The organism is Pseudomonas chlororaphis subsp. chlororaphis (assembly GCF_003945765.1).
In the GTDB taxonomy this organism is placed as follows: Bacteria; Pseudomonadota; Gammaproteobacteria; order Pseudomonadales; family Pseudomonadaceae; genus Aquipseudomonas; species Aquipseudomonas chlororaphis.
The window spans coordinates 5597573-5623796 of sequence record NZ_CP027712.1 but is presented as its reverse complement, the minus strand read 5'-3'; the positions used below and the strand labels follow the sequence as shown (position 1 = coordinate 5623796).

The 26224-nt window shown below is 62.8% G+C and carries 23 protein-coding genes; 11 read left to right on the top strand and 12 right to left on the bottom strand.

Features of this window, described 5'->3' with window-relative positions:
• Window positions 1–4 precede the first annotated feature (4 nt).
• The 4 genes from C4K27_RS25420 to lpxC all read left to right on the top strand — a co-directional run bounded on the left by C4K27_RS25420 (window position 5) and on the right by lpxC (window position 4425).
• Window positions 5–871: a cell division protein FtsQ/DivIB gene (locus tag C4K27_RS25420; protein ID WP_007922133.1), complete on the top strand. Its 867-nt coding sequence runs from the start codon at window positions 5–7 to the stop codon at window positions 869–871.
• Between the two features lie 14 nt (window positions 872–885).
• Entirely contained in the window at window positions 886–2145 is a 1260-nt protein-coding gene (gene ftsA / locus C4K27_RS25415; RefSeq protein WP_007922131.1) for a cell division protein FtsA, read from the top strand.
• A 65-nt stretch (window positions 2146–2210) separates the two neighbouring features.
• Window positions 2211–3401, top strand: a complete 1191-nt coding sequence (gene ftsZ / locus C4K27_RS25410; protein WP_007922129.1) for a cell division protein FtsZ — start codon at window positions 2211–2213, stop codon at window positions 3399–3401.
• Between the two features lie 112 nt (window positions 3402–3513).
• The gene (gene lpxC, locus C4K27_RS25405; protein WP_009045509.1) at window positions 3514–4425 is read left to right on the top strand and encodes a UDP-3-O-acyl-N-acetylglucosamine deacetylase; all 912 of its coding nucleotides are present in this window, start codon (window positions 3514–3516) and stop codon (window positions 4423–4425) included.
• Between the two features lie 127 nt (window positions 4426–4552).
• On the opposite strand, the gene C4K27_RS25400 is transcribed toward lpxC, so the two are convergent.
• From C4K27_RS25400 to C4K27_RS25370, 7 genes are all read right to left on the bottom strand, one after another.
• Complete coding sequence (locus C4K27_RS25400) at window positions 4553–6040, bottom strand: sensor domain-containing diguanylate cyclase (RefSeq protein ID WP_053262557.1); 1488 nt, start codon at window positions 6038–6040, stop codon at window positions 4553–4555.
• Window positions 6041–6190: 150 nt separating this feature from the next.
• A complete protein-coding gene (locus tag C4K27_RS25395) occupies window positions 6191–7471 on the bottom strand; it encodes an OprD family porin (RefSeq protein ID WP_053262678.1) in 1281 nt (426 codons plus the stop codon).
• A 230-nt stretch (window positions 7472–7701) separates the two neighbouring features.
• A complete protein-coding gene (locus C4K27_RS25390; RefSeq protein WP_053262556.1) occupies window positions 7702–7926 on the bottom strand; it encodes a hypothetical protein in 225 nt (74 codons plus the stop codon).
• A gap of 234 nt (window positions 7927–8160) precedes the next feature.
• Complete coding sequence (locus tag C4K27_RS25385) at window positions 8161–9525, bottom strand: heavy metal sensor histidine kinase (RefSeq protein ID WP_125738111.1); 1365 nt, start codon at window positions 9523–9525, stop codon at window positions 8161–8163.
• Window positions 9515–10192, bottom strand: coding sequence for a heavy metal response regulator transcription factor (locus C4K27_RS25380; RefSeq protein ID WP_007922121.1), 678 nt, complete (start codon window positions 10190–10192; stop codon window positions 9515–9517). The genes C4K27_RS25385 and C4K27_RS25380 overlap by 11 nt, the downstream gene beginning before the upstream one ends.
• Before the next feature lie 9 nt (window positions 10193–10201).
• Window positions 10202–13297 (bottom strand): multidrug efflux RND transporter permease subunit, encoded by a 3096-nt coding sequence (locus C4K27_RS25375; RefSeq protein WP_053262554.1) that lies wholly within the window; start codon window positions 13295–13297, stop codon window positions 10202–10204.
• Entirely contained in the window at window positions 13294–14463 is a 1170-nt protein-coding gene (locus C4K27_RS25370) for an efflux RND transporter periplasmic adaptor subunit (protein ID WP_053262553.1), read from the bottom strand. The genes C4K27_RS25375 and C4K27_RS25370 overlap by 4 nt, the downstream gene beginning before the upstream one ends.
• Window positions 14464–14702: 239 nt before the next feature.
• Here C4K27_RS25370 and C4K27_RS25365 point away from each other — a divergent pair, with 239 nt between their 5' ends.
• Window positions 14703–14945, top strand: coding sequence for a hypothetical protein (locus C4K27_RS25365; protein ID WP_007922116.1), 243 nt, complete (start codon window positions 14703–14705; stop codon window positions 14943–14945).
• Window positions 14946–15189: 244 nt separating this feature from the next.
• Here the strand turns inward: C4K27_RS25365 and C4K27_RS25360 are convergent, their stop codons facing one another.
• From C4K27_RS25360 to norR, 5 genes are all read right to left on the bottom strand, one after another.
• Window positions 15190–15936: a YkgJ family cysteine cluster protein gene (locus C4K27_RS25360; protein ID WP_053262552.1), complete on the bottom strand. Its 747-nt coding sequence runs from the start codon at window positions 15934–15936 to the stop codon at window positions 15190–15192.
• A gap of 92 nt (window positions 15937–16028) precedes the next feature.
• Window positions 16029–16364, bottom strand: coding sequence for a hypothetical protein (locus C4K27_RS25355; protein ID WP_053262551.1), 336 nt, complete (start codon window positions 16362–16364; stop codon window positions 16029–16031).
• A gap of 188 nt (window positions 16365–16552) precedes the next feature.
• Complete coding sequence (locus C4K27_RS25350; RefSeq protein ID WP_053262550.1) at window positions 16553–17044, bottom strand: GNAT family N-acetyltransferase; 492 nt, start codon at window positions 17042–17044, stop codon at window positions 16553–16555.
• A 3-nt stretch (window positions 17045–17047) separates the two neighbouring features.
• Window positions 17048–17950 (bottom strand): chemotaxis protein CheV, encoded by a 903-nt coding sequence (locus tag C4K27_RS25345; RefSeq protein ID WP_053262549.1) that lies wholly within the window; start codon window positions 17948–17950, stop codon window positions 17048–17050.
• 273 nt (window positions 17951–18223) lie between these two features.
• On the bottom strand, window positions 18224–19777 hold the full coding sequence (norR, locus tag C4K27_RS25340; RefSeq protein ID WP_053262548.1) for a nitric oxide reductase transcriptional regulator NorR: 1554 nt from the start codon (window positions 19775–19777) through the stop codon (window positions 18224–18226).
• Between the two features lie 156 nt (window positions 19778–19933).
• Between norR and hmpA the strand changes: the two genes are divergently transcribed.
• The 6 genes from hmpA (at window position 19934) to cyoB (ending at window position 26221) form a co-directional block, all read left to right on the top strand.
• Entirely contained in the window at window positions 19934–21115 is a 1182-nt protein-coding gene (gene hmpA / locus C4K27_RS25335; RefSeq protein ID WP_053262547.1) for an NO-inducible flavohemoprotein, read from the top strand.
• Window positions 21116–21390: 275 nt separating this feature from the next.
• Window positions 21391–21930 (top strand): ester cyclase, encoded by a 540-nt coding sequence (locus C4K27_RS25330; protein ID WP_053262546.1) that lies wholly within the window; start codon window positions 21391–21393, stop codon window positions 21928–21930.
• A gap of 24 nt (window positions 21931–21954) precedes the next feature.
• The gene (locus tag C4K27_RS25325) at window positions 21955–22464 is read left to right on the top strand and encodes a disulfide bond formation protein B (protein ID WP_053262545.1); all 510 of its coding nucleotides are present in this window, start codon (window positions 21955–21957) and stop codon (window positions 22462–22464) included.
• A 289-nt stretch (window positions 22465–22753) separates the two neighbouring features.
• A complete protein-coding gene (locus tag C4K27_RS31320; protein ID WP_155500344.1) occupies window positions 22754–22915 on the top strand; it encodes a hypothetical protein in 162 nt (53 codons plus the stop codon).
• A gap of 342 nt (window positions 22916–23257) precedes the next feature.
• Window positions 23258–24199, top strand: a complete 942-nt coding sequence (cyoA, locus tag C4K27_RS25315) for a ubiquinol oxidase subunit II (RefSeq protein ID WP_009045491.1) — start codon at window positions 23258–23260, stop codon at window positions 24197–24199.
• Between the two features lie 3 nt (window positions 24200–24202).
• Window positions 24203–26221: a cytochrome o ubiquinol oxidase subunit I gene (gene cyoB, locus C4K27_RS25310; RefSeq protein ID WP_009045490.1), complete on the top strand. Its 2019-nt coding sequence runs from the start codon at window positions 24203–24205 to the stop codon at window positions 26219–26221.
• Window positions 26222–26224: the final 3 nt, after the last annotated feature.

The window sequence follows — 26224 nt, the reverse complement described above, 5'->3', positions numbered from 1 at the left end:
GGCCATGCAAGGCGCCCAGCTACGTCATCAGCAACCCGCTCCCGGCCGCAAGCCGGTGCCGCGTGGTGCCAGCCGGATGGTGGCCAAGGAGCCGATGTCGGCGCGCCTGCCGAAAGCCAACTTTGGCGTGCTGAAAAGCCTGATGTGGCCGGTGCTGCTGGTCGCGCTGGGCTTCGGCACTTACGAGGGCGCGCAGCGCCTGTTGCCCTATGCCGACCGGCCGATCACCAAGGTCGCGGTGCAGGGCGACCTGAGTTACATCAGCCAGCAGGCGGTGCAGCAGCGGATCGCGCCCTACGTCGCGGCGAGCTTCTTCACCATCGACCTGGCGAGCATGCGTACCGAGCTGGAACAGATGCCATGGATCGCTCATGCCGAGGTACGGCGTGTGTGGCCGGACCAGGTGGTGATTCGCCTGGAAGAGCAGTTGCCGGTGGCCCGTTGGGGCGACGAGGCGCTGTTGAACAACCAGGGCCAGGCCTTCACCCCGCGTGAGCTGGCGAACTACGAGCATTTGCCACAGTTGTTCGGCCCGCAGCGGGCCCAGCAGCAGGTGATGCAGCAGTACCAGGTGTTGAGCCAGATGCTTCGCCCGATGGGTTTCTCCATTGCCCGTCTGGAGTTGCGCGAGCGCGGCAGCTGGTTCCTGACCACGGGGGCCGGCAGCGCCGGTCCTGGTATCGAACTGTTGCTTGGACGCGATCACCTGGTGGAGAAGATGCGCCGCTTCATTGCCATTTATGAAAAAACGCTGAAAGAACAGATTACGAACATCGCGCGCATCGATCTGCGTTATGCCAACGGCCTGGCCGTCGGCTGGCGGGAACCTGTAGCGCCCACGACGGCCCAACCCGCCGTCGCGAAGAATTAAGAAGAGGCAGGACCATGGCAAACGTGCAAAGCGGCAAAATGATCGTCGGTCTGGATATCGGCACCTCCAAGGTGGTGGCGCTGGTAGGCGAGGTCGCGGCCGATGGCACGCTGGAAATCGTCGGTATCGGCACCCATCCATCGCGCGGCCTGAAGAAGGGCGTGGTGGTGAATATCGAGTCCACCGTTCAATCGATCCAGCGCGCGGTAGAAGAAGCGCAACTGATGGCCGGTTGCCGTATCCACTCGGCGTTCGTCGGCGTGGCGGGCAATCACATTCGCAGCCTGAACTCCCACGGCATCGTGGCGATTCGTGATCGCGAAGTGAGCTCGGCGGACCTGGAGCGGGTACTCGACGCGGCGCAGGCCGTGGCGATTCCGGCCGACCAGCGGGTGCTGCACACCCTGCCGCAGGATTACGTGATCGATAACCAGGAAGGCGTGCGCGAGCCACTGGGCATGTCCGGCGTACGCCTGGAAGCCAAGGTGCACGTGGTGACCTGCGCGGTGAATGCCGCCCAGAACATCGAAAAGTGCGTGCGTCGCTGCGGCCTGGAAATCGACGACATCATTCTCGAACAACTGGCCTCGGCGTATTCGGTGCTGACCGACGACGAGAAAGAGCTGGGCGTGTGCCTGGTGGATATCGGTGGCGGTACCACCGACATCGCGATCTTCACCGAAGGCGCGATCCGCCATACCGCGGTGATCCCGATTGCCGGCGACCAGGTGACCAACGACATCGCCATGGCGCTGCGTACGCCGACCCAGTACGCCGAAGAAATCAAGATTCGTTATGCCTGCGCCCTGGCCAAGCTGGCCGGTGCCGGCGAAACCATCAAGGTGCCAAGCGTCGGCGACCGTCCGCCGCGCGAGCTGTCCCGCCAGGCTCTGGCCGAAGTGGTCGAGCCGCGTTACGACGAGCTGTTCACCCTGATCCAGGCCGAACTGCGTCGCAGCGGCTACGAAGACCTGATCCCTGCCGGCATCGTGCTGACCGGCGGTACTTCGAAAATGGAAGGCGCGGTCGAACTGGCCGAAGAGATTTTCCACATGCCGGTCCGCCTGGGCGTGCCGCACACCGTCAAAGGCCTGTCCGACGTGGTGCGCAACCCGATCTACTCCACCGGCGTGGGCTTGCTGTTGTACGGGCTGCAGAAGCAGTCCGACGGTATCTCGTTCTCCGGCATCGGTAGCCGGGACAGCTACAGCAGCGACGAACCCAAGGCCGCCTTGCTCGATCGCATCAAGAGCTGGGTGCAGGGCAATTTCTGAAGATTTACCGCAACACCGTTGTAAGCAGTAGGCGAAAAAACTAGAGAAATGAAAGGAGAGGGAAAATGTTCGAACTCGTAGACAACGTCCCCGCAAGTCCGGTAATCAAGGTTATCGGTGTCGGCGGTGGCGGCGGCAACGCCGTCAATCACATGGTCAAGAGCAACATCGAAGGCGTCGAATTCATCTGCGCCAACACTGATGCTCAAGCGCTGAAAAACATCGGCGCGCGGACCATCCTGCAACTGGGTACCGGCGTGACCAAGGGCCTGGGTGCTGGCGCCAATCCTGAAGTCGGCCGTCAAGCCGCCCTGGAAGACCGCGAGCGTATCGCTGAAGTGCTGGCGGGCACCAACATGGTGTTCATCACGACCGGCATGGGCGGTGGTACCGGTACCGGTGCCGCGCCGATCATCGCCGAAGTGGCCAAGGAAATGGGCATCCTCACCGTTGCGGTGGTGACCCGTCCGTTCCCGTTCGAAGGCCGCAAGCGCATGCAGATCGCCGATGAAGGCATCCGCGCGCTGAGCGAAAGCGTCGATTCGTTGATCACCATTCCCAACGAAAAACTGCTGACCATCCTCGGCAAAGACGCCAGCCTGCTGTCGGCTTTCGCCAAGGCCGACGACGTGCTGGCCGGTGCCGTTCGCGGTATCTCCGACATCATCAAGCGTCCGGGCATGATCAACGTCGACTTCGCCGACGTACGCACCGTGATGAGCGAAATGGGCATGGCAATGATGGGCACTGGCTGCGCCAGCGGTCCTAACCGTGCACGTGAAGCGACCGAAGCGGCGATCCGCAACCCGCTGCTGGAAGACGTGAACCTGCAAGGCGCACGCGGCATCCTGGTGAACATCACCGCCGGTCCCGACCTGTCCCTGGGCGAGTACTCCGACGTGGGTAGCATCATCGAAGCCTTTGCTTCCGAGCACGCGATGGTCAAGGTCGGTACCGTTATCGATCCGGACATGCGCGACGAGCTGCACGTGACTGTGGTTGCCACAGGTCTGGGCGCGAAAATCGAGAAACCTGTGAAGGTCATCGACAATACCGTGCAAACCTCCATGGCCGCTGCACAGGCGCCAGCACCTGCGCGTCAGGAACTGCCGTCGGTCAACTACCGTGATCTGGACCGTCCGACCGTCATGCGCAACCAGGCCCAGGCCAGTGCTGCGACTGCGGCGAAGCTGAATCCGCAAGATGATCTGGACTACCTGGACATCCCGGCTTTCCTGCGTCGCCAGGCCGATTGATGGAATGTATCAGGGGTATTAGGGTGATTGGTGTTCAGCAAAGGTCTGGTCTGCTATTATCGCCAGCCTTTGTTGATACCAGTTCGCAATTTGCGCTGAAGCGGCCCAAGCCATGATTAAACAACGCACCCTGAAGAATATTATCCGTGCCACAGGTGTAGGCCTGCACTCCGGGGAGAAGGTTTACCTGACCCTCAAGCCTGCGCCTGTCGACACCGGCATTGTGTTTTGTCGTGCCGACCTGGACCCTGTGGTGCAGATTCCTGCTCGCGCGGAAAACGTTGGTGAAACCACTATGTCGACCACCCTGGTCAACGGTGACACCAAAGTGGACACGGTGGAGCACTTGCTCTCGGCCATGGCTGGCCTGGGCATCGATAACGCCTACGTCGAGCTCTCCGCGTCCGAAGTCCCGATCATGGATGGCAGCGCTGGACCCTTCGTATTCCTGATTCAATCTGCCGGCCTGGAAGAACAGGACGCAGCCAAGAAGTTCATCCGCATCCTTCGCGAGGTGACAGTGGAAGACGGCGACAAGCGCGCCACTTTCGTGCCTTTCGACGGTTTTAAAGTGAGCTTTGAGATCGATTTCGATCACCCGGTTTTCCGTGACCGCACCCAGAGTGCAAGCGTGGACTTTTCCAGCACTTCGTTCGTAAAAGAAGTCAGCCGCGCCCGTACCTTTGGTTTCATGAGTGATATCGAGTACCTGCGCAAGCACAACCTCGCACTCGGCGGCAGCGTGGAAAACGCCATCGTGGTCGACGCGGATGGTGTACTGAACGAGGACGGCCTTCGCTACGAAGACGAATTCGTGAAGCACAAGATCCTCGACGCAATTGGTGACCTCTACCTGCTGGGCAACAGCCTGATAGGTGAGTTCAAAGGCTTCAAGTCGGGCCATGCACTGAACAACCAGCTTCTGCGCAAGCTCATTGAGCAGAAAGACGCTTGGGAAGTCGTGACCTTCGAAGATGCCAGCACTGCACCGATCTCTTACATGCGTCCGGTTGCGGCCGTGTAAGTAACACTCTCTTTCCTTTAGTTTTTAAAGGCTGCCTTCGGGTGGCCTTTTTTTATGCCTGCAGATTGCTGCACGGCTGATGAGGTCACGGGACCCGTAGGAGCGAGGCTTGCCCGCGATGAGGCCCTTAACCCACCACCCGGTTTCGCCCCTCGGCCTTGGCCTGGTACAGCGCTTTGTCGGCCATCGAGCACAGCGCTTCCAGGCTGGACTTCGGCGTGCCTGCCCAAGTGCTGAGGCCGATGCTGATGGTGATCGGCGAGGCGCCGTCCCGGATCGGCGGCAGGCGCTCGATCGCCAGGCGGATATGCTCGGCGATACGCCGGGCGCCTTCGTTATCGGTCTCCGGCAGGACCACGGCGAACTCTTCGCCGCCGTAGCGTGCGGCCAGGTCGCCGGGGCGACGGATATTGTCACTGATCACCCGGGCCACGATGCGCAGGGCTTCATCGCCGAGCGGGTGGCCGTAGCGGTCGTTGAAGGCCTTGAAGTGATCCACGTCCAACATCAGCAGCGACAGGGCGCTGTGGGAGCGTTGCGCGCGTCCCCATTCGCGGGCCAGGGTCTGGTCCAGGCTGCGGCGGTTGTCCAAGCCGGTGAGAGCGTCAGTGGCGGCCAGTTGCGCGAGTTCCTGCTCGGCGCTCTGGCGGCGGCGCAATTCCCGGCAAAGCAGCCAGGTCAGCCACAACAGGCCCAGGCACAGCGCACCGGTGGCGCCGCCGACCACCAGCGCGGTACGCTGCCAGGAGGCGAAGACTTCATTGCTGGAAAGCGCCACGATCACGATCAGCGGCAGGTCTCCGACCTGGGAGAAGGTATACAGGCGCGGCTGCTGGGTGCTGGACATGCCTTTGAAGCTGCCGTTCCCCTCGCGCAGGATGCGGATGAAATTGGGCCGTTGGCTGAAGTCCTGGCCGATCAGGTTGTCCGCTCGCGGTGGTTCCTGGGCCAGCAGGATACCGTCGCGACTGATCAGGTTGACCGAGCTGTCGCGGCCGACATTCAGGCTTTTGAACAATTGGCTGAAGTAGTCCAGGCGCATGGCTGCTTCGGCCACGCCGAGGAACTCCCCGCGCTCGCCGGACACCCGCCGGCTGAAACTGATGCGCCAATCCAGCTCGGGCGGGCGGGCGCGGAACGGTCGGCTGATCAGCATGCCCGGATCAGGGTTATTCACATGGGACTGAAAATACTCCCGGTCGGAAAAGTTGCCCTGGCGCGGTTCGACCGAGGCGGAGTCGGCAAGCACGTCGCCGCGCGAGTCGAGCAGCAGGATGTTGCCCTTGTAGGGGGCCGCGGTGGCCCGGTCGAACAGCGCCATATGGCGAATGGTCGGCGATACCTGTTTCAGGTCGTCGCGTTGCGAGGCGCTGATCAGGCCACGCAGGGATACGTCGTACAGCTCGACATTGCGCAGCACGTCGGCGTCGATCAATTGCACGATGTTGGAGGCCGCGCGGGTGGCGGCCATTTCGGCGCTGCCGCGTTCGCGAATCAGCAAGAAGGTCACGATGCTCAGGATGGAGATGACCATCAGTGAGCTTCCAAGAATCAGCATCCTTTCCGACCGGGTCAAAGTGGTCGTGTTGCGGGGTGTCGCACTACTCACACTCATGGTTCTGACTTCTGCGGTGTGTACGTTTCAGGGGTGTTTCCGGATGAAGCAAGCAGAGTTGCAGAGACCGATCGCGCCTGCGGGCGCATGTATAAATCGCAGACAAAAAAAAGGCCAGCAAAATGATGCTGGCCTTTTGCTTATTCGAGCTTAGAACACACTGAATGGGTAATCGACGATCACCCGGTATTCGTCGGTGTCATTGTCCAGCGCGCCATAACCGTTGCCGCCACGGTTGGTGGCCCACTGCAGGCGGACCGCCAGATCCTTGGCCTTTCCACCCTGCACCACGTACTTGAGGTCAAGGTCGCGTTCCCAGTGCCTGGCGTGCTCGCCGCCGGCGCTGTACCAGTTGGCGTAGCCACGGCTGTGCGGGTCGACCTTGGTCAGGTCCAGCTCACCGCGCGAGTAGGAGAGCGCCGAAGTCAGGCCCGGCAGGCCGAGGCCGGCGAAGTCGTAGGCGTACTTGAGTTTCCATGAACGCTCGTTGGGGCCGTTGAAATCCGAATACTGCTGGGAGTTGTCCAGGTAGATGCTGTCACCCTGGTTGATGTAGTCGAACGGGGTGTTGCCATTCACCCGCTGGTAAGCGGCGGTGAGGCTATGGTGACCGACGCCCAGGGTGAAATGCAGGCTGTAGGTGTTGTTGTCGATGTCGCCCAGCAGCGCGTCGCCGGTGTCCTGGGTGTGATAGAAGTGCAGGCCTGGGTTCAGGGTCACCAGCTCGTTCAGCGCATAGCTGTAGTCGAGGTCGTAGTAGTACTGGTTCCAGATGTCCTTGAGTTCGGCGGCGTACAGGCTGCTGGTCAGCCCGGGCACGCCGCTCCAGGCCACGCCGGCCCAGTTCAGGTGGCGGCTTTCGTCGCCATTCGCCAGTTTGCCGTAGGCCGTGTCGATACGTCGACGGCCGCTCTGGTTATAGGGCTTGGTGAAGCTGGCCTGGCCGCCTTCGAGCAGCCAGCCGTCGAAGCTGTGGTTGGCCAGGCTGACCCCGCGGAAGGTCTGCGGCAGCATGCGGCTCTGGCCACCGGCGATCACCGGATTGTTGAGGAACAGATCGCCGGCCTTGAGCTCGGTGTCGAAGGCGCGGATTTTCAGGGTGGCGCCAGCAGTGGAAAACGAGGTCGGCGCTTTGCCGCTGCCATCGCTGACCGGCAGGATGCTCGAGCTGTCGGTGCCGCCACCACCATCGAGTTTCAAGCCGAGCATGGCGTTGGCATCGATGCCGAAACCGACCGTGCCCTGGGTATAACCCGACTCGAAGATCCCCAGGAAACCTTGGCCCCACTCGATATTGTCGGGAGCCTGCTGGTGGCGGTTGCGATTCATGTAGTAGTTGCGGGCGTTGAGCTTGAGGCTTGCGCCTTCGACGAAGCCTTCGGGGCTGGCCTCGTCGGCGGCCTGAACACAGGGGGCGATAGTTGCAGCCATTGCAATGAACAACGGGCTGAGAGTGGAAGTGACCTTCACCGGTAAAAAGCTCCTTGGATGAATGATGACAGTTGTTATTGTCGATTCGGGTGTTTCTTGTTCTGGGTGAAACGAATGAAACAGGCAGTTCTACATGGCAAAAAAAAGCCGCTGTTATCAGCGGCTTTAAGACAACTTACTCCAGGGTTAGAGCAGAGAAGTTGTCGAGGGAAACGAGTCGGTAGCAGGTGTCAGCTGTCCTTCTGAACGTCCGGCTGGCGTTGTTCCGCCGTGATCTCCTGCGGCTGCTTGCCGTTTTGTTGCTTGGCAGCCAGCGCTTCCTGGGCGTCCTGGAAGGCAGCGGCGCGTGCGGCGTTATGCGCGGCGAAAGTCTGCGATTCTTCGGCCATGGCCATAGGGGCCAAGAACAGGGAGGACAAAACAAACGCGCTGGCAATACCCATACTGTTGGACATTTCTGAAGACCTTCTTGCAGAGCAAGTTCAAATTAGGTGCGACAAAAATATAACTTCAAGACGGCTGGAAAAAGCGCCGAACAGGATAAGCACTGTTACGCCAAAAGCAATAGTTGACACCGCTTCTGTAGGAGTCAGACTTGCCGGCGATAGAGGTAATGCGATGTATCTGACATGCCGCCATCGCGAGCAATCGAGCGTCGACCGGCTGCTCCTACAGAGGAGAGGGAGAGCTCAGGTCGGCAGGTAGAGGCCGAAGGTGTTCATGCCGTCATCGCTGCGCACGAACACGTCGCCGCCGTGCATCAGAGCGATGGCCTTGACGATTGCCAGCCCCAGGCCGTGGTTGGCGCCGCTGTTGCTGCGGGAGGCGTCGACCCGGTAGAAGCGCTCGAACAGCCGTGGCAGATGCTCGCGGGCGATGGCCTGGCCGGGGTTGCTCACGGCGATGGTCACCTGGTGTTCCTGCACATCGATCTGCACCCGGATCACCTGCCCGGGCTCGGTGTGCTGCACGGCGTTGCTCAGTAGGTTGATCAGCGCCCGACGCAGGTGGGCGATCTCGATCTGCACCTGGGCATCGCCGCGGACCTCGACCTTGACCTGGGCGTCTTCGAGGATGAAGTCCAGGTAGTCCAGGGTGGTCGCCACTTCGCTGGCCAGGGAGGTGCTGGTGAGCTTGGTGGCCTTGCTGCCCTGGTCGGCGCTGGCCAGGAACAGCATGTCGTTGATGATCGAGCGCAGCCGTTCCAGCTCTTCGAGATTGGATTGCAGCACCTCGAAATAATGCTCGGCGGAACGCCCGCGGGTCAGCGCCACCTGGGTCTGGCCGATCAGGTTGGTCAGGGGCGAGCGCAGTTCGTGGGCGACGTCGGCATTGAAGGATTCCAGGCGCGAATAGGCTTGCTCCACCCGCTCCAGGGTCGAGTTGAACGAGTTGGCGAACTGCGTCAGCTCCGGCGGCAGCGACGACAGCTGCAGGCGTCCGGAAAGCCTCGGCGGGGCCAGACGCTGGGCCTCTTCGGACAGCCCGATCAAGGGCTTGAGGCCGATGCGCGCCACCCAGTAGCCCAGCGCCGAGGCCAGCAGCACGCCGACGATGGCCAGGCTGATCAGGGCAATCAGCAGCTGGTGCTGGGTCTCGTAGAAGGTCTCGGTGTCGATGGCGATCAGAAAGCGCAGCGGCGGGCGCAGCTCCTTGGCCGGCAGCTGGCTGACCAGCACTTTCAGCGGATAGGGATGCCCGGGCAGGGTCAGGTCGCGCATGCCCAGTGGGCCCTGGGCGAAGCGGCGGATCTGCGGGTCGGGGTTGCCGTATTCGTAGGCGGGATCGCCGCTGACCACCCAGAAACGGATGCGCTTGTCTTCTTCGCTGAGCAGCTTGAGCTTGTTGTTGATCTTGGCCCAGTGCTCCGGGTTGCCGAAGCGCGTCAGGGCCGACTCCAGCACGCTGTAGCGCGCGTCCAGCTCGGCCTCGGGCAGCAGGCCCAGGCCCTTGTCCACCTGTTGATAGAGCGCGCCGCCGATCAGCAGGAAGATCAGCAGGGCGACCAGGGTGAACAGCCCGCTCAGGCGCAGGGCAATCGAATTACGAGGCACCGCGGTTCTCCAGCACATACCCCATGCCGCGGATGGTGTGCAGCAGTTTCTGTTCGAATGGCCCGTCGAGCTTGGCCCGCAGGCGCTTGATCGCCACCTCGACGACGTTGGCGTCGCTGTCGAAGTTGATGTCCCAGACCATCTCGGCGATCGCGGTTTTCGAAAGGATCTCGCCCTGGCGCCGGGCGAGCACGCTGAGCAGCGAGAACTCCTTGGCGGTCAGGTCCAGGCGCGTGCCGGCACGGCTGGCCTTGCGGCTGATCAGGTCGATCCACAGGTCGGCGATGCTGATCTGCACCGGTTCGTGGCCGCCGCTGCGGCGGGTCAGGGCCTGCAGGCGCGCCACCAGTTCGAGGAAGGAAAAGGGCTTGCCCAGGTAATCGTCGGCGCCATCGCGCAGGCCCTTGATGCGGTCTTCGACGCGCTCGCGGGCGGTGAGCATGATCACCGGTGTCTGTTTGCGCGCGCGCAGCGCCCGCAGCACGCCGAAGCCGTCGAGGCCGGGCAGCATCACGTCGAGTACGATCACCGCGTAGTCGCCTTCCAGCGCCAGGTGCAGGCCCTCGACGCCGTCGCGCGCGAGGTCCACGGTGTAGCCTTGTTCGGTCAGGCCGCGGTGCAGATAGTCCGCGGTTTTCTCTTCGTCTTCGATAATCAGAACGCGCATGACCCCGCCTCAGGATGTGCTCGCCAGCGCTGGCGCTGGTGTGGGCCGATGGAATAGCCGCTCGAGCCACAAGTATATGACCGGAGTGGTGAACAGCGTCAGCGCCTGGCTCACCAGCAGGCCACCGACCACGGCGATCCCCAGCGGCTGGCGCAACTCCGCGCCGGCGCCATAGCCGAGCATCAGCGGCAAGGCGCCGAGCAAAGCGGCGAGGGTGGTCATGATGATCGGCCGGAAACGGGTGATACAGGCCTGGTAGATCGCCTCCTGCGGCGACAGCCCGCCCTTGCGCTGGGCTTCGAGGGCGAAGTCGATCATCAGGATGCCGTTTTTCTTGACGATGCCGATCAGCAGCACCAGGCCGATCAGGGCCATGATCGAGAAGTCCTGGCCCAGCAGCCAGAGCATGATCAGTGCGCCAAGGCCGGCCGAGGGCAGGGTGGAAATGATCGTCAGCGGGTGGACGAAGCTCTCGTAGAGCACGCCGAGGATGATGTACACCGCCACCAGCGCCGCGAGGATCAGCCACGGCTGGCTGGCCAGGGAACTCTGGAAGGCCTGGGCCGCGCCCTGGAAATTGCCGGCGATGGAGGCGGGCATGCCGATCTGGTTTTTCGCCTGGTCGAGCATGATCACCGCGTCGCCCAGGGCCACGCCGGGGGCCAGGTTGAACGACAGGTTGGCGGCCGGGAACATGCCGTCGTGGGCGATGGACAACGGGCCGACGGTGGGCGGGTCGACCTTGGCCAGCGCCGACAGCGGCACCATCTCTCCGCTCAGGGGGGAGCGCAGGTAGAAGTAATTCAGGCTTTCGGCCTTACCGCGCTGCTGGGCGTCCAGTTCGAGGATCACGTTGTACTGGTTGGTCTCGGTCTGGAACTCATTGACCTGGCGCTGGCCGAAGGCGTCGTAGAGCGCTTCGTCGACATCGGTGGCGGTCAGGCCGAAACGCGCCGCGGCGCTGCGGTCGATGCTGATATGGGTGATGCTGCCGCCCAGTTGCAGGTCGTTGGACAGGTCGCGAAAGGCCGGGTTGGCCCGCAGTTTTTCCGTCAGGCGCTGGGTCCAGGTATTCAGCGTCGGCCCGTCGTTGCTCTTGAGCACGTACTGGTACTGGCTGCGGCTCGGCCCGGAGCTGAGGTTGATGTCCTGGCCGGCCCGCAGGTACAGGACGATGCCCGGGACCTTGGCCAGCTGCGGGCGAATGCGGTCGATGAACTGGCTGGCGGAGACGTCCCGCTGGCCGCGGTCCTTGAGGGCGATCCAGAAGCGGCCGTTGGCGATGGTCTGGTTGTTGCCGGTGACGCCCACCGAGTGGGAGAAGGTTTCCACCGCCGGGTCGGCGCCGAGGATCTTCGCCAGGGCCAGGTGCTTTGCCACCATGTCCGGGTAGGAAATATCGGCCGCCGCTTCGCTGGTGCCGAGCACGAAGCCGGTGTCCTGGACCGGGAAGAAACCCTTGGGAATGAAGACATAGCCGGCGATGGCCAGGCCCAGGGTCAGGCCGAACAGGCCGAGCATCAGCCGTTGATGGGCCAGGGCTCGGCGCAGCCCACGTTCGTAGAGTGCCAGCAGGCGTTCGCCGAAGCCCGGGCGATCATGGGGATGATCAGTCGGCGCGCGCATGAACAGCGCCGCCAGGGTCGGCGCCAGGGTCAGCGACACCACCACCGAAATCAGGATGGTCGAGGTGGCGGTCAGGGCGAACTCCTTGAACAGCCGCCCGACCACGCCACCCATGAACAGCAGGGGAATGAACGCGGCGATCAGCGAGAAGCTGATGGACACCACGGTGAAGCCGATTTCGCCGGCGCCCTTGATCGCCGCCTCGCGCATGCCGTCGCCGGCCTCCAGATGGCGATGGATGTTCTCCACCACGACAATCGCGTCGTCGACCACGAAGCCCACCGAGATCACGATGGCCACCAGGGTCAGGTTGTTCAGGCTGAAGCCCATCACATACATCAGCGCGAAACTGGCCACCAGCGACACCCCGAGCACACTGGAGACGATCAGCGTCGCCGACAGCTGGCGCAGGAACAGCGCCATCACCGCCACCACCAGCAGCACCGCGATCAGCAGGGTGATTTCCACTTCATGCAAGGACGCGCGGATGGTCTTGGTGCGGTCCGAGAGCACGGTCACGTCCACCGAGGCCGGCAGCATGGCCTCCAGGCGCGGCAACTCGCCCTGGATGCGGTCCACGGTGTCGACGATGTTGGCCCCCGGCTGGCGGAAGATCACCAGGTTGAGCCCCGGCTGGTCGTTGGACCAGGCCTGCACGTAGGCGTTTTCCGGGCCGCTGATGACCCGGGCGACGTCCTTGAGCTGCACCGGTGCGCCGTTCTTGTAGGAGACGATCAACTGGCCGTAGTCCTCGGGATGGAACAGCTGGTCGTTGGTCGACAAGGTCGAGATGCTGGACTCGCCATACAGCGCACCCTTGGCCAGGTTGAGGCTGGCCTGCTGCAGGGCGACGCGGATATCGGCCAGGGTCAGGCCGATGGCCGCCAGCCGGTCGGGCGAGGCCTGGACGCGGATCGCCGGGCGTTGCTGGCCGGTGATATTGATCAGGCCGACACCGTCGATCTGGCTGATCTGCCGGGCCAGCAGGGTTTCCACGTAGTCGCTCAGTTCAGTGCCGGGCATCTGCGTGGAACTGATGCTGAGGATCAGCACCGGGCTGTCCGCCGGGTTGACCTTGCGCCAGGTGGGCAGGCTCGGCATGTCGTTGGGCAGCTTGCCCGAGGCGGTGTTGATCGCCGCCTGCACTTCCTGGGCGGCGGTGTCGATGCTCTTGTCGAGGGTGAATTGCAGGGTCAGGTTGGTCGAGCCCAGGGCGCTGCTGGAGGTCATCTGGGTCATGCCGGGGATGGCACTGAACTGCACCTCCAGCGGTGTGGCCACCGAGGAAGCCATGGTTTCCGGGCTGGCGCCGGGCAGCTGCGCGGTGACCTGGATGGTCGGGAATTCGGCCTCCGGCAGCGGCGCTATGGGCAGCCGGGGAAAGGCGATGGCGCCCAGCAGCACCAGGGCGAAGGTCAGCAGCAGGGTGGCGACCGGATGGTCGACGCACCAGGCGGAGATCGAGCCGTGGCCCTTCATGGCTGTGGCTCCGCGTTCGCCGCCTGGATCTGTTGCGGCGGTTCGCTGAGCACTTCGATATGTGAGCCGGCCTTGAGCCGCGACTGGCCGTCACTGACCAGCAGGTCGCCGGCCTGCACGCCCTTGATGATGTTCTGGCCGCTGTCCTGATAGACCATCTGCACCGGGACGATTTCCACCTTGTCGTCCTTGACCCGATACACGAAGTGTTTGTCCAGGCCACGCTGCACCACGCCGGGTGGTACCACCAGGGCGGCTTTTTCCACGGCGGTCTGGATCTGGATGGTCACCAGTTGGCCGGGCCAGAGCTTTTGCCCGGGGTTGCTGAATTCGGCCTTGGCGCGGATGGTCCCGGTGTTGGTGTCGATCTGGTTGTCGATCAGGCTCAGGTGGCCTTCGCCCAGGCGCTCGCCCGTGTCGGAGTCGGTATCGGCGCCCAGGTAGGCGTCCACCGAGGCCGGGTGCTCGGCGACCAGCAGCCCCTGCAGGGTCGGCAGCATCTGTTGCGGCAAGGAAAACTCGACCGCGATCGGGTCGATCTGGGTCACCGAGAACAGGCCCTGGGTATCGCTGGTGCGCAGGAAATTGCCTTCGTCGACGGTGCGGATGCCGACGCGGCCGGACACCGGCGAGCGGATCTGGGTATAGGACAGCTGCACCTGCGCCGCATCGATGGCGGCCTGGTTGCCCTGGACGCTGGCCTTGAGCTGGTTGACCAGCGCCTGCTGCTGGTCGTAGGTCTGCTTGGACACGCCGTCATCCACCGACAGCAGCTTGTAACGCTTGAGGTTGACCTGGGCCACTTGCAGTTGCGCCTGGTTTTCCGCCAGTTGCGCCCGGGCCTGATCGAGGCTGGCGCGGATCGAGCGGTCGTCGATGGTTGCCAGCAGGTCGCCGGCCTTGACCAACTGGCCTTCCTTGACCAGCAGCCGGGTGAGGATGCCGTCCACCTGGGGGCGAATCACCACGTTGTGCAGCGAAAGCACCGAGCCGATGCCACTGACATGCCGCGGTACATCCTGCTGGGCGACGCTGATCACCCGCACCGGCACCGCGGTCGGCGCCGCCAGCTTGGTGCTGGGTGGCTTGAGCAGGTACCACAGGCCAGCGGCGGCGAGAACGGTGAGCACGCCTGCGAGCACAAGGGTTGTTTTTCGATTACGCATGGACGCCAGCGCCGGGGGGCAAGGGGGACGGGAGGATGGCCAGAATCGATGACCCCTTTATAGCCGGCCGACCCGGTCAGCAACGTGACGCCTGCCTGACAGCGCTGTCAGCAAAGGCCGACCGATGACCTTTGGCCGATGACGGTCGCGGCCGCTCAACGATCCGCAACGCGGGTATACTGCCGGCCTTCGCGGCCCGCTTCCCCGGGCCCGGCCTTTGCTTTTCACCCGGAGCTTCCATGACTACCCCAGCACAACCGCCTGTGTCCGACGCGCCCAGCGCCGACCAGGTCGATGACGCCAGCGCGCCTGGCGAAGGCAAGCCGGCGATCGCGCCGTTCAAGTTTCCGTTCAAGCCGTCCGAGTTCGCCCAGGCCAAGAATGCCCAGCAACCCTGGTACAAGAACGGCGCCACCAACGGCCACACCAAGACCCCAGGCGCGGCGCCACCCGGCACCCGCCGCTCGATGGGCAAGCGCTGAGTCCAAACTTCTGTAGCCGCTGCCGAAGGCTTGGGCCGCGTTCGGACGATCGACCGCGAAGCGGGCGCACGACCTTAAGATCGCCGAAGGCCTTCGGCCTTATCGCAGCCTGCGGCAGCGGCTACAAGTTCCGCGAATGCCGCGATATCCCAATCCGTGTAGCCGCTGCCGCAGGCTGCGTACGAGCGGCACGCTCGCAATGATTTGACGGACACCGGAGACTCTGCGGGTCAGCGGCAGGGCTTCATGCTGCCCGCAAGGAAATGAAGGCGTAGGTGAGCGGCGCCTCGGTCACCACCTGGGCGCCGGCGTCCTGCACTTGCCCGGCAATGTCTTCACCGGATACATGGAACAGCCACTCGCCGGCCGGCGTCAGCGGTTGCGCCTGGACTCGCTCGATGGCTTCGGCCAGGGCTGCCATGTCCGGCAGGTAGGCGGTAAAGCCGTCGCCCTTGAGGGCGGTGGTGTGAATGCCCAGCAGTTGGCAGATGGCTTGTTTGCTGTGGATATCGTCGCGGTCGGCCTGGCGCGAGCGCTGGATCAGTTCGGCCAGTTCCCGGTCCACCAGTTCGCCACCGACGATCAGCTGCGGGCCTTTTTCCCAGGATTCGGGCGGGCAATCCTTGACCGCCGGGTTGAGCGGGATGTGCGGATTGATTTCCATCGGGTAGATGCGGCACACCAGCGGCCGGCGTTCATAGATCCGGCACAGCTGGTCTTCGTCAAGATTCCGGCAGGGGCCGACGTTGTAGGCGGCGAAGGTGATCGCCACGTGGGCCTGGGCATTGCCGCTGGGCACCACGCAGGAACGCCGTTCGGCGTGCTCACGCTGTTGGGCCGGCAGCCCCAGGCCATTGCTCAGGAAGCCTTCCACCAGCACGATCACCTGGCCGCCATCCAGCGCCCACTGGTGGGCTTCGCCGAGGGTCAGGGGAACGTGGTGATCGTTGCAGCACTTGCCGCAGCCTACGCAGGAAAAACGAGTATTCATTGAGCCGGCAGCCATAGTCGAAAGGCGGAAGCGGCGACGGAATGACTCACATCGCCCTCTAAATAGCGCTCTCGAAGCAAGTTATGCGCCAGTCACCGGCCCTTGGCCTCGAGGGCAGGACGGATCGAATCCCACTCGGTGACGTGGGCGTTCTTGCGCTGTTTGTCGTACAGGCACAGTTCCACGCCAATCTGGCCCTTCATGTGTTTTTGCGGGTACTGGCCCTGGAGCAGCAATGCGCTGTAGCCGACCCGGTCGTCGAACTGCGCGGCGTTGCCCAGCACTTTGACATTCTTCAACTGGCTGGCCTTGGTGCAGCTGGCCCGCACCTGCTTGTCGAAGGTCGCCCAGGCGTCCGGGCTGGAGGCCTGGGCCTGGCTGGCGAGGAGGGCGGTGAGGCAGGCGAAGCTCAGGGACAGGGCTTTCATGGCGGGGCGCTCCTTCGTTCACGAGTGTGCGCGGGAGTATGCCTGAGGCACCGACGATGAAAGATATTCCTGTAGCCGCTGCCGCAGGCTCGGGCCGCGTTCGGACGATCGGCCGGAACGGCCGCGGCGATCTTGAAATCGCTGAAGGTCCTGCGGACCTTATCGCAGCCTGCGGCAGCGGCTACAGGTTACAGCGGCGTGTGGGGAACCTGCTCACGGCGGATCGCGACCATGCCGACGCTGTCGTACAGCCCGCGGGCTCGCTGGTTGTCTTCCAGCACCCGCAGGTCGACAAAGGCTTCGCGGCGCTGGCGGAAGACCTCGAAGGCCTGCAGCAGCAAGGCCCGTCCCAGGCCCTGGCCACGGGCCCGCGGATGCACCACCAGGTCCTTGATATAGGCGCTGGTCCAGCACTGGATCACCCCGACGACGCCTTCACCGTCCTGGGCCACCAGGCACAGTTGCGGGTTGTATTCGGCGTCGCTTTCGAAACGCTGGCGCCAGCTGTCCAGCTCCGGCACGCTCCCGCCGCCGTCCTGGTAGCCGAGGTGCATCAGGTTATGCACCGCTGCGGCCAGCTCCGGTCGATAGCTGTCGAGGCTGAAGGCGGCCGGCCAACTGGCGGGAGCCGGTTGCCCGGTCAGGTCGCGGCGCATCAGCAGGCAGTAGTCGTCGGCCATGGCTCAGGCGCTCTGGGCGGCGACGTGACGGGCCGCTTCGATCAGGCAGCGGGTCAGGTCCGGCGAGGAGAACTTGGTCAGCACCGCGTTGGCGCCAGCCAGGCGGGCCTTTTCCGCGTTCATGGCGCTGTCCAGCGAGGTATGCAGCAAGACGTAGAGGTGGGCGAAGTCCGGGGTCTCGCGCAGGGTGCGGGTCAGGGCGTAACCGTCCATCTCCGACATCTCGATGTCCGAGACGATCAGGTTGATCTCCTGGGCGGTGCCTTGCAGGTCCAGCAGGCAGTCGATGGCCTCCTTGGCGCTGCGCGCGGTGTGGCATTGCAGGCCGAGGTTACGCAGGGTATGCACCGACTGCTGCAGGGCCACCTGGCTGTCGTCGACCACCAGGATCCGCGCGTTACCCAGCAGTTCGGCGTCTTGCATGCTCAGCTCGGTCGGCGCGGTTTCGATCTGCGCCGGGGCGATGCCATGGATGACTTTCTCGATGTCCAGCACCTGCACCAGGGTGCCGTCGACCTGGGTGACCCCGGTGATGTAGGACTTGACCCCGCCGGAGCCATAGGGCGGCGGGCGGATATCGGTGGTCAGGCAATGCACGATCTTGCTCACCGCCTGCACATGCAGGCCCTGCTTGAAACGGCTGACGTCGGTGACGATCAGGCAGCCGCCCTCCGGGTCTTCCAGCGGCCGTTCGCCGATGGCCCGGCTCAGGTCGATGACCGACAGCGAATTGCCGCGCAGGGTGGCGATGCCTTTCACGTGCGGGTGCGATTCCGGCAGTTTGGTCAGCGGTGGGCAGGGAATGATTTCACTGACTTTGAGCAGGTTGATCGCCATCAGCTTGCCGCTGCGCAAGGTGAACAGCAGAAGCGAAAGAGAGTCTGCGCGGGCTTTGTTGGAAGACATAAAAACCTTCTGTGGAAAAAAGGTGGTTCGCGCCATGGGCCGCGAACAGCTAGCGATAACGGGTTATCGACGCGCAAAGGGCTGGCTTTAGGCTTAATCCCAATATCCGCGACCCGCGCAATCTGTAGCCGCTGCCGAAGGCTGCGATCGAGGACGCAGTCCTCGCAAGATCAGCCACTGCGTCGTTTCGGTCACACCTCATGTATCGGGTTCATGGCCGTTTCGTGGCAATGCCGCCCAAGCCGATCGCAGCCTTCGGCGGCTACAGGTGAGTCACTTCAAGCCTAGCCTCTTGGCCATGCGCCCCAGGTTGGCGCGGTCCAGGCCCAGCTCGCGGGCGGCGCTGGCCCAGTTGTGCTGGTGGCGCTCAAGGCAGGCACTGATCAGTTGGCGCTGGTAGTTTTCGGTGGCCTGCCGTAGATCGCCGGTGCCGGGAAGGTCGGCCATGGCCGTCGCAGCCGGGGGCTGGGGCGTGAGCGGTGCCGAGGCGTCCGGCAGGTCCAGGTCGGAGGCGCTCAGGCTGAGGATCTTCGGCCGTTCGCGGCAATTGCCCAGGGCCTTGAGGGCGCTGCGGCCGATCAGGTGTTCCAGCTCACGCACGTTGCCCGGCCAGGCGTAGGCCAGCAGCGCCGCCTGGGCATCGCTGGTCAGGCGCAGGCTGCCCAGGCCCATGCGCGAGCGATTCTGTTCGAGGAAGTAGCCGCTGAGCAGCAGCACATCGCGGCCGCGGTCGCGCAGGGCCGGCACCAGCAGCGGGTAGACGCTGAGGCGGTGATAGAAGTCCGCGCGATAGCGGCCGCTGCGCACTTCTTCGGCCAGGTCGCGGTTGGTGGCGGCGATCAGCCGCACGTCGACCTGATGTTCCTGGTCCGACCCCAGGCGTTGCAGCTGGCCGCTTTGCAGCACGCGCAGCAGCTTGGCCTGCACGGTCAGCGACAACTCGCCCACCTCATCGAGAAACAGCGTGCCGCCATTGGCCAGCTCGAATTTGCCGCGGCGGTCGTTGGTGGCGCCGGTAAAGGCGCCCCGCACATGGCCGAACAGTTCGCTTTCCACCAGGGTATCGGGCAGGGCGGCGCAGTTGAGGCTGATGATCGGTTTGTCGGCACGGGGCGAGGCGGCGTGGATGGCCTGGGCCACCAGTTCCTTGCCGACCCCGGTTTCACCGGTGATCAGCACCGTCAGGTCGCTGCCGCCGACCAGTCCGATTTCCTCCAGTAGGCGTTTGTGGGCTTTGCTCTGGCCGATCATCTCGCGGTTCTGGCCGCTGGCCTGGCGATAGACCTCGGCGCGCTGGTGTTCGTCTTCGGCGCGCAGGGCCAGGCGCTCGATGCGCTCGGCGGCGTTGACGGTGGCCGCCGCCAGGCTGGCGAACGCCTGCAGGGCATCCAGTTCGATCGGCTCGAAGCGCTGCGGGTCGAGGGCATCCAGGGTCAGCAAGCCCCAGGGGCGCTCGTCGATAAACAGCGGGCAGCCCATGCAGTCGTGGACTTCCAGATGTTCGTGCAGGCCATCCACCAGGCCGTCGTAAGGGTCCGGCAACTCGCTGTCGCTGGCGAAGCGGGTAGGGCCGGGGTGGCTGAGCAGGGCGGCGAAACGCGGGTGTTCGCTGACCTTGAAGCGTCGGCCCAGGGTGTCGGTGCTCAAGCCGTCCACCGCCAGCGGCACCAGCCATTCGCCATCCAGGCGCAACAGCGCGGCGGCGTCGCAGGGCAGCAGGGCGCGCATGGCTTCCAGCAGGCGGCGGTAGCGCTCGCCTTCGGGCAGTTCGCGGGACAGGTCGGAGACCAGGGGCAACAAGGCGGTGAGCAGGGATTTTGCGGTCATAATGACTCCGTATGGTCTTAATGACTATAAATGCGGCTTTGTCGATATGACTACAATTATTTCAAGCAATTGATTTATATGGTTTTTATTGTTGGCACGAAAACTGATTGGTAAAGGGCAACCTGCAAGTAGTCAGAAAGCTCAGGAGTTGTACTTATGCTTAGCGTCGAAGATCGTGCCATCATCAAATCCACCGTTCCGTTGCTGGAAAGCGGTGGCGAAGCCCTGATCACCCACTTCTACCGGATGATGCTCTCCGAGTATCCGCAAGTGCGCCCGCTGTTCAACCAGGCGCACCAGGCCAGCGGCGACCAGCCTCGGGCCCTGGCCAATGGCGTGTTGATGTACGCCCGGCACATCGACCAGCTCGACCAATTGGGCGACCTGGTGGCCAAGATCATCAACAAGCACGTGGCCCTGCAGATCCTGCCGGAGCATTACCCGATCGTCGGCAGCTGCCTGCTGCGCGCCATCTCCGAAGTGCTGGGCGAAGAGATCGCCACGCCGGCGGTGATGAGCGCCTGGGGCGCGGCCTATAACCAGCTGGCGGACATCCTGATCGGTGCCGAAGGCGCGATCTACGACCAGAAGGCCCAGGCCCCGGGCGGCTGGCGTGGTGCGCGGGAATTCAAGCTGGTCCGCCGCGAGCAGGAGAGCGCGGAAATCACCTCGTTCTATTTCGAGCCTGTGGATAACGGCCCGATTCTCGCCGCCGAGCCGGGTCAGTACATCGGCATGCAGCTGTTCCTCGAGGGTGAGGAAATCCGCCGCAACTACTCGCTGTCGGCCCTGTCCGACGCCGGCCAGTACCGTATCAGTGTCAAGCGCGAGGCCGGTGGCCGCGCTTCCAACTACCTGCACGACCAACTGCAGATCGGCGCCAGCATCCAGCTGTTCCCGCCAGCGGGCGAATTCACCCTGGCGGACAGCGACAAGCCGCTGGTGCTGATCAGTGGTGGCGTCGGCATTACCCCGACCCTGCCGATGCTCGAAGCCGCGCTGGCCACCGAGCGTCCGGTGCACTTTATCCACTGCGCGCGCAACGGTGGGGTGCATGCGTTCCGCGATTGGGTCGACGGCCTGGCCGCGCGTCATCCGCAACTCAAGCGCTTCTACTGCTACGCCGAAGACGACGGCGTCAGCCCGGCGGCGGACAAGGTCGGCCTGCTGAGCCAGGAACAACTGGCCGAATGGTTGCCGCAGGAGCGTGACCTGGACGCCTATTTCCTCGGCCCGAAAGCCTTCATGGCGGCGATCAAGCGCCACCTCAAGGCCCTGGGTGTACCGGAAAAACAAAGCCGCTACGAGTTCTTCGGCCCGGCCGCGGCGCTGGAGTAACCCCACCGGCCAGCCTCCGCCCGGAGGCTGGCCGCCTGTAGCCGCTGGCGTAGCCTGCGATCGAGCGCGCAGCGCTCGCAATGCTTTCCCCCGAGTATTCAGGCAAACCGCGAACTCAGGCTTGGCGGTCGCTGCGCAACCGATCGCAGGCTGCGCCAGCGGCTACAGGGCGCACTCGTAAAAATCCTTTAAAGGTTAATCCGTTCTTAACCTGTTTATCGTTAATTCCCCGATGCTGATGATAGGCGCTCGTTCGCACTGATCAGGATCATCCCATGCAACTCCCAGCCATTTCCCGCATCACCCTGGCCGCGACCCTGCTCGCCAGTCCCCTGGTTTTCGCCGAGCCGGCCTTGCTCCAACCGCAGACCCTGATCGTCGATCAGAGCCTGCCCAAGCCCCAGCGTGAAGCCATGGAGCTGGCCGCGCGGCGCTACGGCAGTTTCTGGAACAGCGGCGATGAAAGCCTGGCCAGGGCCGCGCTGGCGGAGAATTTCGTCGATATGACGCCGCCGGAAGGGCGGGTCCAGGGGCCGACGGGGCCGCTACTGGCGTCGCGGTTCTTTCGCACGGCGGTGCCGGACCTGAGCGCAGACATCGAGCAGATGATCGTGGCCGGGGATCGGGTGGTGCTGCACCTGCATTTTCGCGGGCACTTCAGCGGGACCTTCAATGCACTCAAAGGTCATGGTCAGCGTGTAGACTTCCGGGCAACCGACATTTATCAGATCGCCAATGGCCGGATCACCGCCAATTGGCATATCGAAGACAACCTCAGCCTGATGCAGCAGTTGCAAACGCTGCCATCGGGTTGAGCCACAGACAGAAAGGAATTGAGGATGACTGACGACACACTGCGTTTGGGGCGCGAGCGACGTTTTCTGGTGTTGCTGGGGGTGATCTGCCTGGCACTGATCGGCGGCGCGCTGTACATGCAGGTGGTGCTGGGCGAGGCGCCTTGCCCGTTGTGTATCCTGCAGCGCTACGCGTTTCTGCTGATCGCGATATTCGCCTTCATCGGCGCGGCCATGCGCAGCCGTCGCAGCCTCACCGTGCTGGAAGTGCTGGTGATGCTCAGCGCGCTGTTCGGGGCGGCGGTGGCGGGGCATCACGTCTACACCCAGGCCCATCCCGCAGTCAGCTGCGGCATCGATGTGTTGCAGCCGATCGTCGACAGCCTGCCGCTGGCGACTGTCTTCCCGCTGGGGTTCCAGGTCGATGGCTTCTGCTCCACGCCGTACCCGCCGGTGCTGGGCCTGTCCCTGGCGCAGTGGGCGCTGGTGGCCTTTGTGCTGACCCTGGTGCTGGTGCCGCTGGGCATCATTCGTAACCGTCGCCAGAGCGCCTGACCCGGCGCAAAAAGCCCCGGTCCCGATGTTCGGGGCCGGGGCTTTTTTGCGTGTAGGACAATGTGTGAAGGGCGCGTGATATGGGGCAATCGGATGTGCGATAAAAGTGCGACATGTTGTCACATGGTGGTGTCGCAGCTGTGTTTCAGCGGATGACGTCGAGACGATTTTTCTTGCGCCAGGAGCGAAAAAAGTCTGTCAGTTCGTGTCGGCGCGGTGAACGGCCAGGCAAGCATAGCCTGCTATCTAAATAAATCGATTCAGCCCTCGTTTTACAAGGGGTAGCGCGATGCCATCGGTGGATTTTGCAGGGGTGAAAGACGCCTTTTTCGACCTGGCTGGAAGGCGTTTTTGGGGCTTTTTATTGCGAATGAATCTCGATATGATCGCGACCCGTTGCAATAATCGCCACGCATTGTTGCGCGAGCCGATAAAAATTATTTCGGGATAAGACATGGTTTATAAAACGCTACATATCTACAATCGCCCGCACTGAATTTCCGGCGCTGCTCACCCCTGAGCATACGGCGGCGGTCGAGGGGCGTTGGACGCTCCATGCGACCCCAGGTGTCGGCACCTTCCAAATATCCGCACCAAATGGAATTGGTCTGTAAAAGGCCTTTGACCACGAATTCGAATAAGAACTCACTGCTGGCCCAGGATTTGTCAAACAACGCGTAACGCGTCGGGCAGGCCCTTATTCAATCGAAGAAAAAATGCCAACCCTTGGCACGGTGAAGTGTTGGCGATCAAAACCCAACTGCATGGCGCAAGCTGCTTTAGAGGTCGTGAGATGAGTAAAAACAGGTACCCCCGATTACTAGGCTTTTTGCCGCTGCTTGGCATGATGTTAATGCTGGGAGGCTGCAAGTGGACCTTGCTCGACCCGAAAGGACAGGTCGGTCTGGATGAGCGAAACCTGATCATCACCGCTACCCTGCTGATGCTGCTGGTCGTGATTCCGGTGATCGTGATGACCTTCGCGTTCGCCTGGAAATACCGCGCGTCCAACACCAACGCGACCTACGCGCCCAAGTGGTCGCACTCCACCAAGATCGAAATCGCGGTGTGGCTGGTCCCGATCCTCATCATCATTGCCCTGGGTTATGTGACCTACAAGTCCACCCACGCGCTGGACCCGTATCGTCCGCTGGAATCCGACGTCAAGCCGATCAACATCGAAGTGGTCGCGCTGGACTGGAAGTGGCTGTTCATCTACCCGGACCAGGGTATTGCCACTGTTAACCAGATCCGGTTCCCGGAGCACACTCCGCTGAACTTCAAGATCACCTCCGACGCCGTGATGAACTCGTTCTTCATCCCTGCGCTGGGCGGCCAGATCTACGCGATGGCAGGCATGCAGACCAAGCTGCACCTGATCGCCAACCAGAAAGCTGAAATGGAAGGCATCTCCGCTAACTACAGTGGCGCTGGCTTCACCGGCATGAAATTCAAAGCGATCTCGACGAGCCAGGAAGATTTCGACGCCTGGGTAGCCGAAGTCAAGGCCGCACCTAAACAGCTTGATCAAGCTGAATACGAAGCCCTTGCCAAGCCAAGCCAGAACAACCCTGTCGCGCTGTACTCCTCGTACACGCCGGACCTGTTTCAGAAAATCGTCGACAAGTATGAAGGCATGAAACCAGGCAAGCCGGTCAAGCACGAGAAGAAAGAAGTGGCCGCTGTGGAAGGGACTGATATGAGCTCGCATTCAGCTGCTGGGGCAGAGGAGTAAACGATGTTTGGTAAATTAAGTCTGGACGCGATACCGTTCCACGAGCCGATTGTCATGGTGACCGTTGCCATGATCATCCTCGGTGGTCTGGCGCTTGTCGCGGGTATCACGTACTTCAAGAAATGGTCCTACCTGTGGACCGAATGGCTGACTTCGGTCGACCACAAGAAAATCGGCGTGATGTACATCATCGTCGCCATGGTCATGCTCCTGCGCGGCTTCGCCGACGCGATCATGATGCGTACCCAGCTGGCCATGGCCACCGAGGGTTCGCCGGGCTACCTGCCTCCTGAACACTATGACCAGATCTTCACCGCCCACGGTGTGATCATGATCATCTTCATGGCGATGCCATTCTTCACCGGCCTGATGAACCTTGCAGTGCCGCTGCAGATCGGCGCGCGTGACGTTGCCTATCCGTTCCTCAACTCCCTGAGCTTCTGGCTGCTGGTTTCCGGCGTCGTGCTGATCAACCTGTCCCTGGGCGTCGGCGAATTCGCCAAGACCGGCTGGGTTGCCTATCCGCCGCTGTCGGGCCTGCAATACAGTCCGGGCGTGGGTGTCGACTACTACATCTGGGCGCTACAGCTATCAGGGCTAGGGACGACGCTGACGGGGGTCAACTTCCTGGCCACCGTGCTGAAAATGCGTACCCCGGGCATGAAGATGATGGACATGCCGATCTTCACCTGGACCTGCACCTGGGCCAACGTGCTGATCGTGGCTTCGTTCCCGATCCTGACCGCTACCCTGGCACTGCTGACGCTTGACCGTTACATGGATTTCCACATTTTCACCAATGAACTTGGTGGCAATCCAATGATGTACGTGAACCTGTTCTGGGCTTGGGGTCACCCTGAGGTGTACATCCTGATCCTGCCGGCGTTCGGTATCTTCTCCGAAGTCATCTCGACCTTCTCGGGCAAGCGCCTGTTCGGCCACCACTCGATGATCTACGCTTCCGGCGCGATCTCGGTACTGGGCTTCATGGTCTGGCTGCACCACTTCTTCACCATGGGCTCGGGGGCCAGCGTCAACGCCTTCTTCGGCCTGGCGACCATGCTGATTTCCATCCCGACAGGGGTGAAGCTATTTAACTGGCTGTTCACCATCTACCACGGCCGTCTGCGTATCACCAGCCAGGTCCTGTGGACCCTGGGCTTCATGGTGACCTTCGCCATCGGCGGCATGACCGGCGTACTGCTGGCCATCCCGGGTGCTGACTTCGTCCTGCACAACAGCCTGTTCGTGATCGCGCACTTCCACAACGTGATCATCGGTGGTGCCGTATTCGGCTACATCGCCGGTTTCAGCTTCTACTTCCCGAAAGCGTTCGGCTTCAAGCTGCACGAAGGCTGGGGCAAGGCTGCATTCTGGTTCTGGATCTCGGGCTTCTTCGTCGCGTTCATGCCGCTCTATGCACTGGGCTTCATGGGCATGACCCGTCGTCTGAACGCTACTACCAACCCTGAGTGGGTGCCGTACCTGTACGTCGCCATGTTCGGTGCGGTGATGATCGCCATCGGTATCGCCTGCCAGCTGATCCAGCTGTACGTCAGCGTGCGTGATCGCAAGCAGAACCAGTGTGTTTCCGGCGACCCATGGAATGCCCACACCCTGGAATGGTCGACTTCGTCGCCACCGCCGTTCTACAACTTCGCCGTACTGCCGAAGGCCAATGGCATCGACCCGTTCACCGAAGCCAAGGAAAACGGTACCGCGTACCAGAAGCCTGCTCGCTACGAACCGATCCACATGCCGAACAACACCGCCACCGGCCTGGTGATGGGTGCTCTGTTGACCGTCTTCGGTTTCGCGATGATCTGGCACATCTGGTGGCTGGCGATCGCTAGCCTGGCCGGTACCGTGATCTATTTCGTGATCCACGCGGCTCGCGATGATCAAGGCTACATGGTGCCGGTCGACGTGATCGAACGCATCGAAGCCGAGCAGCACGCTCGCCTGGTAGCCGAGAAGAAGATTCCGGCCAACCGTGTAGAAACCTCGTTGGAACAGGCTTAAACC

What these genes read in the sequence shown, in the direction of transcription:
- C4K27_RS25420 (WP_007922133.1), top strand. Translation starts at nt 5, where the DNA reads ATGCAAGGCGCCCAGCTACGTCATCAGCAACCCGCTCCCGGCCGCAAG.
- ftsA (WP_007922131.1), top strand. Translation starts at nt 886, where the DNA reads ATGGCAAACGTGCAAAGCGGCAAAATGATCGTCGGTCTGGATATCGGC.
- ftsZ (WP_007922129.1), top strand. Translation starts at nt 2,211, where the DNA reads ATGTTCGAACTCGTAGACAACGTCCCCGCAAGTCCGGTAATCAAGGTT.
- lpxC (WP_009045509.1), top strand. Translation starts at nt 3,514, where the DNA reads ATGATTAAACAACGCACCCTGAAGAATATTATCCGTGCCACAGGTGTA.
- C4K27_RS25400 (WP_053262557.1), bottom strand. Translation starts at nt 6,040, where the DNA reads ATGAGTGTGAGTAGTGCGACACCCCGCAACACGACCACTTTGACCCGG.
- C4K27_RS25395 (WP_053262678.1), bottom strand. Translation starts at nt 7,471, where the DNA reads ATGGCTGCAACTATCGCCCCCTGTGTTCAGGCCGCCGACGAGGCCAGC.
- C4K27_RS25390 (WP_053262556.1), bottom strand. Translation starts at nt 7,926, where the DNA reads ATGTCCAACAGTATGGGTATTGCCAGCGCGTTTGTTTTGTCCTCCCTG.
- C4K27_RS25380 (WP_007922121.1), bottom strand. Translation starts at nt 10,192, where the DNA reads ATGCGCGTTCTGATTATCGAAGACGAAGAGAAAACCGCGGACTATCTG.
- C4K27_RS25375 (WP_053262554.1), bottom strand. Translation starts at nt 13,297, where the DNA reads ATGAAGGGCCACGGCTCGATCTCCGCCTGGTGCGTCGACCATCCGGTC.
- C4K27_RS25370 (WP_053262553.1), bottom strand. Translation starts at nt 14,463, where the DNA reads ATGCGTAATCGAAAAACAACCCTTGTGCTCGCAGGCGTGCTCACCGTT.
- C4K27_RS25365 (WP_007922116.1), top strand. Translation starts at nt 14,703, where the DNA reads ATGACTACCCCAGCACAACCGCCTGTGTCCGACGCGCCCAGCGCCGAC.
- C4K27_RS25360 (WP_053262552.1), bottom strand. Translation starts at nt 15,936, where the DNA reads ATGAATACTCGTTTTTCCTGCGTAGGCTGCGGCAAGTGCTGCAACGAT.
- C4K27_RS25355 (WP_053262551.1), bottom strand. Translation starts at nt 16,364, where the DNA reads ATGAAAGCCCTGTCCCTGAGCTTCGCCTGCCTCACCGCCCTCCTCGCC.
- C4K27_RS25350 (WP_053262550.1), bottom strand. Translation starts at nt 17,044, where the DNA reads ATGGCCGACGACTACTGCCTGCTGATGCGCCGCGACCTGACCGGGCAA.
- C4K27_RS25345 (WP_053262549.1), bottom strand. Translation starts at nt 17,950, where the DNA reads ATGTCTTCCAACAAAGCCCGCGCAGACTCTCTTTCGCTTCTGCTGTTC.
- norR (WP_053262548.1), bottom strand. Translation starts at nt 19,777, where the DNA reads ATGACCGCAAAATCCCTGCTCACCGCCTTGTTGCCCCTGGTCTCCGAC.
- hmpA (WP_053262547.1), top strand. Translation starts at nt 19,934, where the DNA reads ATGCTTAGCGTCGAAGATCGTGCCATCATCAAATCCACCGTTCCGTTG.
- C4K27_RS25330 (WP_053262546.1), top strand. Translation starts at nt 21,391, where the DNA reads ATGCAACTCCCAGCCATTTCCCGCATCACCCTGGCCGCGACCCTGCTC.
- C4K27_RS25325 (WP_053262545.1), top strand. Translation starts at nt 21,955, where the DNA reads ATGACTGACGACACACTGCGTTTGGGGCGCGAGCGACGTTTTCTGGTG.
- C4K27_RS31320 (WP_155500344.1), top strand. Translation starts at nt 22,754, where the DNA reads ATGCCATCGGTGGATTTTGCAGGGGTGAAAGACGCCTTTTTCGACCTG.
- cyoA (WP_009045491.1), top strand. Translation starts at nt 23,258, where the DNA reads ATGAGTAAAAACAGGTACCCCCGATTACTAGGCTTTTTGCCGCTGCTT.
- cyoB (WP_009045490.1), top strand. Translation starts at nt 24,203, where the DNA reads ATGTTTGGTAAATTAAGTCTGGACGCGATACCGTTCCACGAGCCGATT.